Annotated in this window: 13 protein-coding genes; 4 read left to right on the top strand and 9 right to left on the bottom strand. The window is 67.4% G+C overall.

Translation table 11 applies throughout. The features are described 5' to 3' along the window. Together N416_RS0108510 and N416_RS0108505 are read left to right on the top strand one after the other, a co-directional pair. The coding region (locus tag N416_RS0108510; protein ID WP_024441689.1) for a multifunctional oxoglutarate decarboxylase/oxoglutarate dehydrogenase thiamine pyrophosphate-binding subunit/dihydrolipoyllysine-residue succinyltransferase subunit at positions 1 to 3,155 on the top strand (3,155 nt) is incomplete at its 5' end. A gap of 141 nt (positions 3,156 to 3,296) precedes the next feature. Beyond that, complete coding sequence (locus N416_RS0108505) at positions 3,297 to 4,121, top strand: SDR family oxidoreductase (RefSeq protein WP_024441688.1); 825 nt, start codon at positions 3,297 to 3,299, stop codon at positions 4,119 to 4,121. 6 nt (positions 4,122 to 4,127) lie between these two features. On the opposite strand, the gene N416_RS0108500 is transcribed toward N416_RS0108505, so the two are convergent. The 3 genes from N416_RS0108500 to N416_RS0108490 all read right to left on the bottom strand — a co-directional run bounded on the left by N416_RS0108500 (position 4,128) and on the right by N416_RS0108490 (position 7,491). Next, a complete protein-coding gene (locus N416_RS0108500) occupies positions 4,128 to 4,877 on the bottom strand; it encodes a glycine betaine ABC transporter substrate-binding protein (protein ID WP_081654506.1) in 750 nt (249 codons plus the stop codon). A 110-nt stretch (positions 4,878 to 4,987) separates the two neighbouring features. Next, positions 4,988 to 6,169 carry an NADP-dependent malic enzyme gene (locus tag N416_RS0108495; protein WP_036457563.1) on the bottom strand — a complete coding sequence of 394 codons (1,182 nt, stop codon included), beginning with the start codon at positions 6,167 to 6,169 and terminating at the stop codon, positions 4,988 to 4,990. 332 nt (positions 6,170 to 6,501) lie between these two features. Beyond that, a complete protein-coding gene (locus N416_RS0108490; protein ID WP_024441685.1) occupies positions 6,502 to 7,491 on the bottom strand; it encodes a malate dehydrogenase in 990 nt (329 codons plus the stop codon). Positions 7,492 to 7,663: 172 nt separating this feature from the next. Between N416_RS0108490 and corA the strand changes: the two genes are divergently transcribed. Then, positions 7,664 to 8,698 carry a magnesium/cobalt transporter CorA gene (gene corA / locus N416_RS0108485; RefSeq protein WP_024441684.1) on the top strand — a complete coding sequence of 345 codons (1,035 nt, stop codon included), beginning with the start codon at positions 7,664 to 7,666 and terminating at the stop codon, positions 8,696 to 8,698. Positions 8,699 to 8,707: 9 nt separating this feature from the next. Here the strand turns inward: corA and N416_RS0108480 are convergent, their stop codons facing one another. The 6 genes from N416_RS0108480 to N416_RS0108455 form a co-directional block, all read right to left on the bottom strand. Continuing rightward, positions 8,708 to 9,310, bottom strand: a complete 603-nt coding sequence (locus tag N416_RS0108480) for a suppressor of fused domain protein (RefSeq protein WP_024441683.1) — start codon at positions 9,308 to 9,310, stop codon at positions 8,708 to 8,710. A gap of 7 nt (positions 9,311 to 9,317) precedes the next feature. Beyond that, a complete protein-coding gene (locus tag N416_RS0108475) occupies positions 9,318 to 10,463 on the bottom strand; it encodes an ABC transporter ATP-binding protein (protein WP_024441682.1) in 1,146 nt (381 codons plus the stop codon). 4 nt (positions 10,464 to 10,467) lie between these two features. Further along, the gene (locus tag N416_RS0108470; protein ID WP_024441681.1) at positions 10,468 to 11,295 is read right to left on the bottom strand and encodes a carbohydrate ABC transporter permease; all 828 of its coding nucleotides are present in this window, start codon (positions 11,293 to 11,295) and stop codon (positions 10,468 to 10,470) included. Further along, the gene (locus tag N416_RS0108465) at positions 11,292 to 12,185 is read right to left on the bottom strand and encodes a carbohydrate ABC transporter permease (protein ID WP_024441680.1); all 894 of its coding nucleotides are present in this window, start codon (positions 12,183 to 12,185) and stop codon (positions 11,292 to 11,294) included. Before N416_RS0108465 ends, N416_RS0108470 begins: the two co-directional genes overlap by 4 nt. Continuing rightward, positions 12,182 to 13,603, bottom strand: coding sequence for an ABC transporter substrate-binding protein (locus N416_RS0108460; RefSeq protein WP_024441679.1), 1,422 nt, complete (start codon positions 13,601 to 13,603; stop codon positions 12,182 to 12,184). The genes N416_RS0108465 and N416_RS0108460 overlap by 4 nt, the downstream gene beginning before the upstream one ends. 73 nt (positions 13,604 to 13,676) lie before the next feature. Further along, positions 13,677 to 14,204 (bottom strand): general stress protein, encoded by a 528-nt coding sequence (locus tag N416_RS0108455; protein WP_024441678.1) that lies wholly within the window; start codon positions 14,202 to 14,204, stop codon positions 13,677 to 13,679. A gap of 79 nt (positions 14,205 to 14,283) precedes the next feature. On the opposite strand from N416_RS0108455, the gene N416_RS24235 reads away from it, so the two are divergent. After that, positions 14,284 to 14,865: a DUF4190 domain-containing protein gene (locus N416_RS24235; RefSeq protein WP_051190217.1), complete on the top strand. Its 582-nt coding sequence runs from the start codon at positions 14,284 to 14,286 to the stop codon at positions 14,863 to 14,865. Positions 14,866 to 14,879 lie beyond the last annotated feature (14 nt).

The following is a 14,879-nucleotide window of genomic DNA, read 5'->3' as shown; positions in this document are numbered from 1 at the left end:
TCGCCGAGGTCGACGGCAAGCCGAACGCCGTCACACCGGCCCACACCAACCTGGGGCTGGCTATCGACCTGCAAGGCGCCGGCGGCAAGCGCTCCCTGGTGGTGGCTGCCATCAAGGGCTCGGAATCGCTGCGCTTCGCGCAGTTCGTCGACGCCTATGAAGACATCGTGCGTCGAGCCCGCGACGGTAAGCTCACCGCCGAGGACTTCGCCGGGGTGACCATCTCGCTGACCAACCCCGGCACCATCGGCACCGTGCACTCGGTGCCACGGCTGATGGCCGGGCAGGGCGCGATCATCGGCGTCGGCGCGATGGAGTACCCCGCCGAGTTCCAGGGCGCCAGCGAGCAGCGGATCGCCGAACTCGGGGTGGGCAAGGTCATCACCCTCACCTCGACCTATGACCACCGCATCATCCAGGGCGCGGAATCGGGCGACTTCCTGCGCACGGTGCACGAGATGCTGCTCTCCGACGCGTTCTGGGACGAGATCTTCTTCGAACTGTCCATCCCCTACGAGCCGGTGCGGTGGCGCACCGACAACCCGGACTCGGTCGTCGACAAGAACGCCCGCGTCGTCGAGCTGATCGCCGCCTACCGCAACCGCGGCCACCTGATGGCCGACATCGACCCGCTGCGCCTGGATAACACCCGGTTCCGCAGCCACCCCGATCTGGACGTGCAGAGCCACGGCCTGACGTTGTGGGACCTGGACCGCGAATTCAAAGTCGAGGGCCTGCCCGGCGGTGACATCCGCAAGCTGCGCGAGATCCTGTCGGTGCTGCGCGACGCCTACTGCCGCCATGTCGGCGTCGAGTACACCCACATCCTCGAGCCCGAGCAGCAGCAGTGGTTGCAGGAGCGCGTCGAAGTCAAGCACATCAAACCGACTGTGGCGCAGCAGAAATACATTCTGAGTAAGCTCAACGCCGCCGAGGCGTTCGAAAGCTTCCTGCAGACCAAGTACGTCGGCCAGAAGCGGTTCTCCCTGGAGGGCGCCGAGACCGTCATCCCGATGATGGACGCGGCCATCGACCAGTGCGCCGAGCACGGCCTCGACGAGGTTGTCATCGGCATGCCGCACCGCGGCCGGCTCAATGTGCTGGCCAACATCGTCGGCAAGCCCTACTCGCAGATCTTCACCGAGTTCGAGGGCAACCTCAACCCGGCCGAGGCGCACGGCTCCGGCGACGTCAAGTACCACCTGGGTGCCACAGGGGTGTACCTGCAGATGTTCGGCGACAACGACATTCAGGTGTCGCTGACCGCCAACCCGTCGCACCTGGAGGCCGTGGACCCGGTGCTCGAAGGATTGGTCCGTGCTCGCCAGGACCTGCTGGGCCGCGGCGCCTCGGGCACCGAAGACAAGCCGCCGTTCTCGGTCGTCCCGATGATGCTGCACGGCGACGCCGCGTTCGCCGGCCAGGGCGTGGTGGCCGAGACGCTGAACATGGCACTGCTGCCCGGCTACCGGGTCGGCGGCACCATCCACATCGTGGTCAACAACCAGATCGGTTTCACCACAGCGCCGGACTACTCACGCTCCAGCGAATACTGCACCGACGTGGCCAAGATGATCGGCGCGCCAATCTTCCACGTCAACGGCGACGACCCGGAGGCCTGCGACTGGGTGGCCCGACTGGCGGTGGACTTCCGGCAGAAGTTCCACACCGACGTCGTCATCGACATGCTGTGCTACCGCCGCCGCGGGCACAACGAGGGCGACGACCCGTCGATGACCAACCCGTACATGTACGACGTGATCGGCACCAAGAACAGCGTCCGCAAGAGCTACACCGAAGACCTGATCGGCCGTGGCGACATCTCGCTGAAGGAGGCCGAGGACGCACTGCGCGACTACCACGGCCAACTGGAGCGGGTGTTCAACGAGATCCGCGAACTGGAGAAGCACGCCGCGCTGCCCAGCGAGTCGGTGGAGTCCGAGCAGCAGGTGCCGCGCGGCCTGAACACCGCGGTGGACAAGGCGATGCTGGCCCGCATCGGCGACGCGTTCTTAGCGGTTCCCGAGGGCTTCACCGTGCACCCACGGGTCCTGCCGGTGTTGGAGCGACGCCGTGAGATGGCCTACGAGGGCAAGGTGGACTGGGCGTTCGCCGAGCTGCTGGCACTGGGTTCGCTGGTCGCCGAAGGCAAGCTGATCCGGTTGTCCGGGCAGGACACCCGCCGAGGCACCTTCTCGCAGCGCCACTCGGTGATCATCGACCAGGCCAACGGCGCGGAGTTCAGCCCGTTGCAGCTGCTGGCCACCAACGCCGACGGCACCCCGAGCGGCGGCAAGTTCCTGGTCTATGACTCGCCGCTCTCCGAGTTCGCCGCGGTCGGCTTCGAGTACGGCTACACCGTCGGCAACCCCGAAGCCCTGGTGTTGTGGGAAGCGCAGTTCGGCGACTTCGTCAATGGCGCCCAGTCGATCATCGACGAGTTCATCAGTTCCGGCGAGGCCAAGTGGGGCCAGCTGTCCAACGTGGTGCTGCTGCTGCCGCACGGCCACGAGGGCCAGGGACCGGACCACACCTCGGGACGCGTCGAGCGGTTCCTGCAGCTGTGGGCGGAGGGCTCGATGACGATTGCGATGCCCTCGACGCCGTCGAACTACTTCCACCTGCTGCGCCGCCATGCCCTCGACGGGATCCGGCGTCCGCTGATCGTGTTCACGCCGAAGTCGATGCTGCGCAACAAGGCGGCGATCAGCGACGTCAAGGACTTCACCGACGTCAAGTTCCGCTCGGTGCTCGAAGAACCCACCTACGAGGACGGCGTGGGCGATCGCAGCAAGGTCGCCCGGGTGCTGCTGACCAGCGGCAAGCTCTACTACGAGTTGGCCGCCCGCAAGGCCAAGGACGGCCGGGACGACATCGCGATCGTGCGAATCGAACAGTTGGCCCCGCTGCCCAAGCGCCGCCTCGCCGCAACGCTGGACCGCTACCCGAATGCCAAGGAGTTCTTCTGGGTGCAGGAGGAGCCGGCCAACCAGGGCGCGTGGCCGCGGTTCGGCCTGGAGCTGCCGGAGCTGTTGCCGGAGAAGCTGACCGGGGTCAAGCGCATTTCGCGACGGGCGATGTCGGCGCCGTCATCGGGGTCGTCGAAGGTGCACGCGGTCGAACAGCAGGAGATCATCGACTCGGCATTCGGCTAGGCCTTCCACCGGCGAGTGTGCGTGTTTGTGCGCAACACGCCGCGTCTTGCTGGGCAACTGCGCACGCTCACCGAGGGCAGTCAATGCGGTACCAGCGGTACCGGATACGCTCGGGGTTCCACCAACCGTTGGGGAGAGCACATGCAGGGATTCGCGGGGAAAGTCGCCGTCGTCACCGGTGCCGGCTCAGGCATCGGTCAAGCGCTGGCCATCGAGTTGGCCCGCTCCGGAGCGCAACTGGCGATCAGCGACGTCGACACCGAGGGGCTCGCCCAGACCGAGCGGCGGCTGAAAGCGCTGGGGGTACGGGTCAAGGCCGATCGCCTCGACGTCACCGAGCGGGAAGCGTTCCTCGCCTACGCCGAAGAGGTGAAAGAGCACTTCGGCAAGGTCAACCAGATCTACAACAACGCCGGCATCGCGTTCAGCGGCGACGTCGAGATCAGCCCGTTCAAGGACATCGAACGGGTGATGGACGTCGACTTCTGGGGCGTGGTCAACGGCACCAAGGCCTTCCTGCCGCATCTGATCGAGTCCGGCGACGGCCACGTCATCAACATCTCCAGCTTGTTCGGGCTGCTGGCCATGCCCGGCCAGGCCGCCTACAACGCGGCGAAGTTCGCGGTCCGCGGCTTCACCGAGGCGTTGAACCAGGAGATGGCCATCAACAAGCACCCGGTCAAGGTCACCACGGTGCACCCGGGCGGCATCAAGACCGCGATCGCGCGCAACGCCACCGTCGCCGAGGGTTTGGACGCCGCGGCCATGGCCGACTTCTTCGACCGGAAACTAGCCTCCACCACCGCCGAAGAGGCGGCCCGGGTGATCCTCGACGGCGTCAGCAAGAACCGGGCTCGCGTGCTCATCGGAAACGACGCGCGAGTGCTGGACCTGCTCGTGCGCGTCCTGGGCTCGCGCTACCAGCGCCTTTTCTCGTTCGCCCTCCCCAAGCTCAGGCCCCAGTAGGCCCGGCTATCTGCCGAGTGGGTGCTCGTCCAAGAAGGCGTCCACGACAGCCTGCGGGTCGGCACCGTCGGCCACCTGCCGGCGCATCTCGATCAAGGCGTCGGTGTCCAGCACGCCGGCCACCTGATTGACCGCCAGCAGTTGGGCTTCGGTCAACTCATTACGGCGATACAGCGGCACCACATTCTCGGCGCGCACCAGCGCGGGGCGCGTGTCGGCGAGCAGCACCATGCCTTCCGGCACGTCGGGGTCGGCAGTACTGGACCACGCCGCGGTGATCTGGCGGGCCTTCAGTGCAGCGAACAACGCTGCGTCATCAGCGAACTCACGTAGCTTCGGGAGCGTGCACCGGCCCACCACGCGCGGGACCCGCACGCCCGCGACAGCGCCGACGGTCAGTCCGGCGCAATGCCGGACGAGCGTGGGCAAGTCGGTGCCTCCCCACGCGGTCGCGGTCGTCTTCGTCACGGCCAATGTGGGTTTGTCCTCGGCGGTCATCGCGTAGTCGCCGACCGCGAGGCCCTCCGGCAGCGCGCCGGCCAACGCCCGGTAGACGCCCCGATCGGAGCGCGCCACCGAGTCGCGGGCGAACATCACCAAGAAACGGCCGGTGAAACCGGGAACGACCGTCAACTCCCCCGCGTCCAACGCGGTTACCGGGTCTTCGACGGCCTCAACGCGCACCGCGGCGCCGGTACCGCGCAGCGCGCTCGCATACAGGTGGCCCAGGACCTGCGACTGCGGATCCGGCGACATGCCCACGCCCAGTGGCGGCGGCCCCGGATGGGCACCACAACCGGCGATCAGCACAGCCGCGCATCCCAGCGCCAGGCGGTGCAGGTGATGTCGCCTGGGCACCGGGCGCTCTACGACGCGGACTCTGCGGCCGCCGCGACGGCCGCAGCAACGGCCGGCTCGACCCGGGGGTCCAGCGGGCTGGGCACGATACGGTCCGGTGCCAGCTCGTCGGCGACGACGGAGAAAATCGCCTCTGCCGCAGCCAGCTTCATCGCTTCGGTGATGCGTCGCGCACCGGCGTCCAGCGCACCACGGAACACGCCGGGGAAGGCCAGCACGTTGTTGATCTGGTTGGGGAAGTCGCTGCGACCGGTCGCCACCACCGCCGCGTACTTGGCTGCCAGGTCAGGGTGGATCTCGGGATCGGGGTTCGACAGTGCGAACACCACCCCACCCGGAGCCATCGACGCGATCAGCTCCTCGGGCACCACGCCACCGGAGGCGCCCAGGAACACGTCGGCACCGGCCAGCGCCTCGGCCAGGCCGCCGGTAAGTCCACGAGGATTGGTCCGCTGCGCCAGCTCGAGCTTGACGTCGTTCATGCCGGAGCGCTCCGGATGCAGCACACCCTGCGAATCCAGCACGATCATCTCCGAGATGCCCCTCGAGAGCAGGATGTTCGCGCACGCCACACCCGCGGCCCCGGCCCCGGAGACCACCACCCGCAGCGACGCGATGTCGCGGTCGAGCACCTTGGCCGCACCCAGCAGCGCCGCCAGGGCCACGATCGCGGTGCCGTGCTGGTCGTCGTGCATCACCGGGCAGTCCAGCGCCTCGATCACGCGCCGCTCGATCTCGAAGCACCGCGGCGCGGAGATGTCCTCCAGGTTCACCGCCCCGAACGACGGGCGCAGCCGCACCAGCGTCTCGACGATCTCGTCCGGGTCTTTGGTGTCCAGCACGATCGGAATGGAGTCCAGGCCGGCGAAGGTCTTGAACAGCGCCGCTTTGCCCTCCATCACCGGCAGGGACGCCGCCGGGCCAAGGTCACCGAGCCCCAGGACCGACGTTCCGTCGCTGACCACGGCCACCAGCCGGTGCGCCCAGGTGTAGCGGGCCGCCAGCGTGTGGTCGGCGGCGATGGCGCGACTGACCTGCGCCACTCCCGGGGTATAGGCGATCGACAACGCGCGCTGGGTGTCCAGCGGGGTTTTGAGGTCGACGGAGATCTTCCCGCCCGTGTGGGCTTCGAAGATCTCTTCGTCTCCGATGACGATCGGCGAACTGTTCATCGCAAGGTTCTCGGGCATCGATAGTCCAGGGTACTTCGCTGGTTTTGCATTCTTTCGATCGGCTGGGGCAGCCAGCGCATCCCGCGTGCGCGGCTACGCTCTTTCGCTGATGTTTTGCCGGCATCGCATCGGCGTACCACCAGATCGCTGCCATCGTCGGCTGGTGCCAGGCGATACCGCTGTGGCACGGGGCGATCTGACCGTCGCTGCACGACGGCCGCACTGCGCGCGCGGGCAGCTGTCGAGCTCGGTTCGGGCTCACGCCCAACCGAGCTCGACGTCTACACCAAACTCGGGCTCAACTTCCCGGGTGCAGCTCGCACCGGAAGTCGCCCGCCGGGCTTAACGCCTCAGATCAGGCCCAGGCCGGTGACGGCCTCGCGCTCCTCGGCCAGCTCAGCGGTCGAGGCATCGATGCGGCTGCGGGAGAAGTCGTCGATCTCCAGCCCCTGCACGATGCTCCAGTCACCGCCGGAGGTGGTGACCGGGAACGAGGAGATCAGGCCTTCCGGCACACCGTAGGAGCCGTCGGAGACCACGGCCATCGACACCCAGTCACCGTCCGGGCTGCCCAGCAGCCAGTCGCGGGCGGCGTCGACGGTGGCCGAAGCCGCGGAGGCGGCCGAGGAGGCGCCCCGCGCGTCGATGATCGCCGCGCCGCGCTTGGCGACGGTGGGGATGAAGTCGTTCTCGATCCAGGCCTGGTCATTGACGACCTCGGCGGCGTTACGCCCACCGACCTCGGCGTGGAACACGTCCGGGTACTGGCTCGCGGAGTGGTTGCCCCAGATGGTCATCTTCTTGACGTCGGTGACCTTGGCGCCGGTCTTGGCGGCCAGCTGCGAGATGGCCCGGTTGTGGTCCAAGCGGGTCAGCGCCGAGAAGCGCTCGTTGGGGATGTCGGGGGCGTTGGTCATCGCGATCAGCGCGTTGGTGTTGGCCGGGTTGCCGGTGACACCCACCCGGATGTCGGAGGCCGCGACCGCGTTGAGGGCCTTGCCCTGTGCGGTGAAGATCGCGCCGTTGGCCTCGAGCAGGTCGCTGCGCTCCATGCCCGGACCACGCGGGCGGGCGCCGACCAGCAGCGCCAGGTTGACGCCGTCGAAGATCTTGTTCGCGTCCGAGCCGATCTGCACACCCGACAGCAGCGGGAAGGCACAGTCGTCGAGCTCCATGACGACGCCCTCGAGCGCCTTGAGGGCGGGCTCGATCTCCAGCAGGCGCAGTTCGATCGGCCGGTCGGGGCCGAGCAACGAGCCGCTGGCCAGGCGGAACAACAGGCTGTAGCCGATCTGGCCGGCGGCGCCGGTGACGGCCACCTTGAGTGGGGTTGTGCTCACGTCAAGTGCTCCTCGAACGGGTTCGGCTGGTCTGCTTTGGTCCGGGTCGAAACTAGCGCACCGGCGTCGTCGCCGAAACTTCGGGACCTCCGGCCCTGGCTCGTGCTCACCGTGCAGGTTGGCGCCACACGCGTAGCATTTGACCGGCACCTGCGCCGGAGGGAGAGCGGCCATGACGGCGTTGCAAGACCCGACACCCCGAGTGCTGGTCGACTGCGGTGTCTATGCGGACGGCGAGCGGATTCCCGGCGAATTCACCCCCGCCGGCGCGCGGGCCAAGGTGCGCGAGATCGAGGCTGGTGGCCGAGAAGCATTCGTCTGGGTCGGCCTGCACGAGCCGGACGCGGCCCAGATGCAGGGCGTGGCCGCCACCTTCCAACTGCACCCGTTGTCCGTCGAAGACGCTGTTCAGGCGCATCAACGACCCAAGCTGGAGCGCTACGACGACACGTTGTTCCTGGCGCTGAAGACCGTCAACTACGTGCCGCACGAATCGGCGGTACTGCCGCGCGAGATCGTCGAAACGGGCGAGATCATGATCTTCGTCGGCAAGAACTTCGTGGTCACCGTCCGGCACGGCGAGCACAGCGGCCTGGCGCAGGTCCGCAAACGGATGGACACCGATCCCCAGCAGATGCGACTGGGCCCGTTCGCAGTGATGCACGCCATCGCCGATTACGTGGTGGACCGCTACGTCGAGGTGACCAACCTCATGGAAAGCGACATCGATGTCATCGAGGAGACGGCGTTCGCGCCCGGGACCCGCACCGACGTCGAGCCGATCTACCAGATCAAGCGCGAGGTCGTGGAGTTGCGGCGCGCGGTCGCGCCCCTGTCGGTGCCGTTTGAACGGATGCAGAACGACTACCGGGACCTGATCTCCAAAGAGGTACGGCGCTATCTGCGCGACGTCGCCGACCACCAGACCCGCGCCGCCGAGCAGATCGCCGGGTACGACGAGTTGCTCAGCTCGCTGGTGCAGGCCGCGCTGGCGCGGGTGGGCATGCAGCAGAACACCGACATGCGCAAGATGTCGGCCTGGGCCGGCATCATCGCCGTCCCGACCATGATCGCGGGAATCTACGGCATGAATTTCGACCGCATGCCGGTGCTGCACTGGGCGTTCGGCTATCCGGCGGTGGTGACGGGCATGTGTGTGATCTCCGCGGTGCTCTACCGCGCGTTCCGCCGCAACGGCTGGCTCTGAGCGCCCCGGCTACTGAGGCTGGGAGGCAGGACGGTCCGGGTCGAAGACGTCCACACCGTCGGCGCGCCAGGCTTCGCGCATCGCCTCGGCGCCCTTGAGCCGCACCCACGCTGCCTCGGTCGCGGTGATCGGGGTGGCCGACAAGAACCGCACCGGCTCCCGCGGCGGGGCCAGCGTCAACTCGGCGATGTCGCAGTCGCCCAGCAACACCGCGGTGAACGGCACCGGACCCGAAGGCCCCGTCCACAGCGGACCCCCGAGGTCGATCAGCGCATCGGGCGCCAGCACCACCCCTTCGACCACCGGCGCGGCCGCGACCGCGGCAAGACTGCGGGCCAGCCCGGTATCGGAACCCGAGGACCGCAGGCTCACCACGATTTCGGCCCGGGGGCCGTGCACCGGATCGGCAAGCAGCTGGCCGGGGTCACCCATGGGATGGCGCGAGCAACCGACCGAGACGTAATGCACCATCCGGTCGGGTCCGGGCCCGAACCGCAACACCTCGATGGGCTCGACACCCAGAAACGTCACCTTCGCGGTGTCGGGCTCGGCGGCGACACCCGCAAAGTGGAGTCGGACATGCTCACGCAGCCGGTTCAGAACCTCACTCACCGGCGGGTCACCGCCCAGCCGGCGCGACGCTGAGGTTCACTCCGGTCTTGGCGTCGAACACGACCACCTTGTCGGGGTCCAGCGCCAGCTCGATCGGCTGCCCTGCGGACGCCTTCGATGCAGCGGGAACCCGGGCCACCAGATCGTTTTCGGCTGGCGCGGCGCCGGATTCGTTCGGGGTGAAGTACAGGTACTTGTCGGCACCCAGCGATTCGACGAGGTCGACGCGGGCCGCGAATCTCACCGCGCGACCGCGCTGCGCGTCATCGAGCAGCGCGGCATCGCCGAGATGCTCCGAGCGTACCCCGATGACAACCTCACCGCCGGCCGGTGCGGGATGCCTGCCGATCGATTCGCGAGTCGCCGCCTCCAGCGGTACCTCGCCGATAGCCAGGCGTGCGCCGGTCGCGGTCAACGTGCCCGGGAAGAAATTCATCGCCGGAGAGCCGACGAAACCCGCGACGAACAGGTTGGCGGGCCGTTCGTAAAGCTCGTCGGGTGTGCCGATCTGCTGGGCGATCCCACCGTGCATCACCACCACCCGGTCCCCAAGCGTCATCGCCTCGGTCTGGTCATGCGTGACGTAGACGGTGGTGGTGCCCAGCCTGCGCTGCAGCCGGGCGATCTCGCTGCGCATCTGCACCCGCAGCTTGGCATCGAGGTTCGACAGAGGCTCGTCCATCAGAAATGCCTTCGGGTGCCGCACGATCGCCCGCCCCATCGCGACCCGTTGACGTTGGCCGCCGGAGAGCTGCGACGGCTTGCGATCCAGCAGCTCAGTCAGATCCAGGATCTTGGCCACCTCGGCCACCTTTTCGGCGATCTGCGGCTTCTTCATCTTGGCCAGGGTCAGCGGGAACGCGATGTTGCCCCGCACCGTCATGTGCGGGTAGAGCGCGTAGGACTGGAACACCATCGCGATGTCGCGGTCCTTGGGGGCACGCTCATTGACGCGTTCGCCCGCGATACGCAGTTCCCCCGACGAGATCTCCTCCAGACCCGCGATCATGTTCAGCGTGGTCGATTTTCCGCAGCCCGAGGGTCCCACCAGGATGATGAACTCACCATCGGCGATGCTCAGCGACAGATCCTTTACCGCCACTGCGCCATCGGGGTAGCTCTTGGTGATGTGGACGAGTTCGATCTCTGCCATCGGCCTATCCCTTCACCGCACCGGAGGTCAGTCCCGCCACGATCCGTCGTTGGAAGATTAGAACAAACACGATGATCGGCACGGTGATCACCATTGCCCCCGCCGCGATCGATCCGGTCGGCTCCTCGAATTGCGAACTACCGGTGAAGTTGGCGATCGCGACCGGTGCGGTGACCGAGGCCTTGGTCGCCGTCAGCGACAACGCCAGCAGCAGATCGTTCCAGGCGAAGATGAACACCAGAATCGCCGCGGTGACGATGCCCGGCGCCGCCAGCGGCGCAATCACCTTGCGGAACGCCTGACCGGGGGTGGCGCCGTCCATTTTGGCGGCCTTCTCCAGGTCCCACGGGATCTCGGAGAAAAACGCGGAGAGGGTGTAGATCGCCAGCGGCAGCGCGAAGGTGATGTAGGGAATGATCAATCCCAACCAGGTGTCGAACAGCCCGGTGGCGCGCTCGATGTTGAAAATCGGTGTCACCAGCGATATCTGGGGGAACATCGCGATCAGTAGGGCCGCCCCGACCAGCAACCGCTTGCCCGGGAACTCCAGGCGGGCCACCGCATAGGCGGCCATCGCCCCGATCACCACCGCGATCACCGTGGTGATCAGACCGATGCCCACCGAGTTGATCAGTGCCGAGCCGAACACATCGCCGGCAAAGATGCCGCGGTAGTTGTCCAGGGTCACGGTGGACGGAATCAGTCTGCCGTCCTTGACCGTTGATGTGGGCTTGAGCGACAACGAGAAGATCCACAGCACCGGGACCAGTGCGTAGAGCACCACGGCCAAGTCGATGATCAGCCATGCGGTGCGTCGGCGAAGCTCGGTCATCGCTGGCTCGATCCCGGTGCCGCGGCGCCGAACACTTTGACGAACAGCCATGCGATCAGCGCCACGCAGACGAAGATCAACACCGAGATCGCCGACCCCAAGCCCACGTTGAATCCTTTGAACAGGTTGTCGTAGCCCAGTATCGACACCGATCCGGTGCTGTTGGAGCCGTTGGTGAGCACGTAGATGTTGTCGAAGATCCGGAACGCGTCGAGCGTGCGGAACAGCAGTGCCACCAGGATCGCCGGTTTCATCATCGGCAAAATGATGGTGACCAGTCGCCGCCAGGCGCCGGCACCGTCCATCTGGGCCGCTTTGAGCAGTTCGTCGGGCACCAGTGCCAGGCCGGCCAGCAGCAGCAGCGCCATGAACGGCGTCGTCTTCCACACCTCGGCCAGCACCACGATTCCCAGCGACGGCAGCTGGTGGGTCAGGGGCGCACTGCCGGTCGGCAGCAGATTGGCCAGGTAGCCGGTCCCAGGAGTCCAGGCGTAATACCAGCTGTAGGCGGCCGCGACGGTGACGATCCCGTAGGGCACCAGCACCGCCGTGCGCACCATGCCCTTGGCGAACATGCTGCGGTGCATCACCAGTGCCAGCGCCAGGCCCAAGACGAACTCGAAGAGCACCGAGACCACGGTGATGCCCAGCGTCACCGCGAATGCGGTCCACCAGTAGGAGTCGGTCAGGGTGGTCTGATAGTTGGCCAGCCCGACGAACGCGGTGTCCTCCGGGGTGGCCAGGTTATAGCGCAGCAGACTCAGCCAGATCGCGTAGCCGATTGGATAGGCGGTGACGGCCAGCATCAGGATCCCCGCCGGTGCGACGAGCGCCACCGCGAGCCGGCGCTGTGACCGGACATCATCGGCGCGGGAGCCGGTGCGGGTCACGGAATCAGCCCCTTGCCGTCGATGGCCTTTTGCACCTGCACCGTGAGCTCATCGGCGGTGCGTTCCGGGTCGATGGCGCTGATCGGCGCCAGCGTCGCCGAGATCCGGGTCGACACCGCCTGATAGACCGGCGTCACGGGCCGCACCGCAGCGTCGGTGAGCTGCTGCCGGATCACGTTGTGCTGCGGGTATTTCTCCTGGAACTGCGGGTCGGCGTACACCGAGGCGCGCACCGCGGGCAGGCCGCCCTCGATCGCGAGATACTTCTGGTTCGCGGCGTTTCGCAGACAACGCACCGCTTCAAAGGCTTCGCCGCGATGCCGGGTGGTCTTGGCCACCGCCAGGTTCAACCCGCCGAGGGTCACCTTGGCCGGATGCCCCGGTAAGACCGCCGGATACGGCGCATACCCGAGCACTTTACGACTGGCCTGATAGGCAATGCGGTACTGCTCGTCGCTGGGCGCAAAAGCTCCGACGCCGTCGATACTGCCGGCTAGATCCGAACGCCCCTGCAGCGGAAGGAAACTCACCCCGCCCTTGACGGCGTTCTCCAACATGGACGGCAGCACAAAAGGCCAGTTGACCTCGAGTGCCGCCTTGCCCTGCTCGAATGCCAGCCGGGCGGTGCCCTCATCGGTCTGGGTGATCGACGGGTCGGCACCCGGAGCGGTCGCCACCGCCTTCATGACCCGCAGCGCGGCGACGGTGGCGGCGCGATGCTCGGAGGTGTCGGTGAGGGTGACCGTCTTGCCGTCATCCCCGAGGACCCTTCCCCCGGCGCTTTCCAGCAGGGTGTTGAACCACACCACCAAACCCTCGTATTGCTTGGCCTGCACCGCGATCCAGCTGGGCTGGCCCGCCCTGTACAAATGCGCCGCCTCGGCGATCATCTGGTCCCAGGTGGACGGCGCGGACTTCATCAGATCCGGCCGGTACCACAGCAATTGGGTGTTGGTGACAAGCGGTGCGGCATAGAGCCGACCGCGCCAGCGGCCAGTGGCAAGCGGACCAGGCAGCGTGTCGTCCGCTGCGTCGGCCTCGGCCTTGCCGGCCGGATCCTCAGCCAGTGGCAACGCCCAGCCTGCCTCGGCGAACTCGGCGGTCCACACCACATCGAGACCCATCACGTCCAAGGTGCGGTCGTTTCCGGTCAGGCGACGGGCCAGTTGCAGGCGCTGATCGTCGGCGGCGCGCGGCAGGCTGAACTGCTGCACCCGGTAGCGACCACCGGCCTGCTCGGTGCAGCGCGCCGCGATCACCCGGAACGTCGCGGTGTCGTTGGCCGGGGTGTAGACGCTGATCACCGGGACAGCGCCGGACTGTCCGGACGAACCGCAGGCCGACCCCGCCGACACAACGGTCAGTGCGGTCAATGCGGCCGCGCCCAGCCGCCGTACGCGACCGCGCCGACTCGCCACGCCACTTGCCTCCCGTTGCCGTTTCGTGCCACGACGGTAAGGCCGCCCGGCCACGCTATGCAACAACGCAGAGTCAGAGCGTGAGCTTGGCCAACAGATCCCGGCCCTGCTCGGCACTCTGCGGGTCGCACAGCACGTCGTAGCGACCCGCCACCAGTTGCATGGTCGAGCTGAAATCCCTTGTCCCGCGGGCCATCGCGTAGGGAACCGATGAGGTGATCAAACCGAAGAACACTCCGGCGATCAGGCCAGTCACCAGTGCCTGTGTCGGGTTGTCGCTGAAAATGCCCAGCACCAGGCCGATGAACAGGCCCAGCCAGGCGCCGGTCAGCACTCCGCCGCCGAGCACCTTGGGCCAGGTGAGCCGGCCGGTGACCCGCTCGACCTGCATCAGGTCCACGCCGACGATCGTCACCTGCTGAACGGGGAACTGCTGATCGGACAGATAGTCCACCGCGCGCTGCGCCTCGGCGTAGGTGGGGTACGACCCGATCGGCCACCCCTGGGGCGGGGTCGGCAGTCGGGCCGGAGCGCGACGTCCCGGCGGGCCCGCCGCACCGATCGGACCGGGGGGTTGTCCGGGCTGGAAGGGGCTGGTCATGGGATTTCTCTCTCCTCGCTCCGAGATGCCGACTGTCGGACGACAAGCCGGTCCCGGCGCATCGGCTAGGTTGAACAGCATGACAGCTCCCGGCGGGGATTCTGGCGAGAATCCACGAGGCAACCCCAACCAGCCCTGGGCCGACGCGGGCGCGCCCGCGCCCGACCAGGGCGGATGGCCGTACCCGCCGGCACCCGAGGGCTACCCGCCGGCACCCGGCTATCCCCCGCCGGGTTTCCCGCCGCCCCCGCCGCCCGGCAACTACCTGCCACCGGGCGGTTATCTGCCGCCCACCCCGCCCGCCCCGCTCGGCCCGGGCGAGTACCCGGGGTTCGGCGGCCCGCCCGGATACCCTCCCGCGGGCTACAGCAACCCTCCCGGTTACCCGCCGTCGGGCTACGGCACGCCGTACCCGGGCAGCTATTTCAACCCGGGTCAGGCCCAGAAGACCAACGTCTTGGCGGTCAGCTCCCTGGTGGTCTCGCTGCTCGGTCTGGTGTTCTGGCCACTGGGGGTGGCCGGTGTCATCCTCGGGGGCGTGGCATTGAACCAGATCAAGTCGACCGGCGAGGCCGGCCACGGCATGGCAGTGGCCGGAACCGCGATAGGCGGTGTCGCCGTGACGCTCTCGTTGATTCTCGCGATGATCGCGCTGAACTAGTGTCCTGAGTCATT

This window comes from Mycobacterium sp. UM_WGJ (genome assembly GCF_000455125.1).
Taxonomy (GTDB): Bacteria; Actinomycetota; Actinomycetes; order Mycobacteriales; family Mycobacteriaceae; genus Mycobacterium.
The sequence above is the reverse complement of the archived record's forward strand: the minus strand, read 5'-3'. Positions and strand labels throughout refer to the sequence as shown.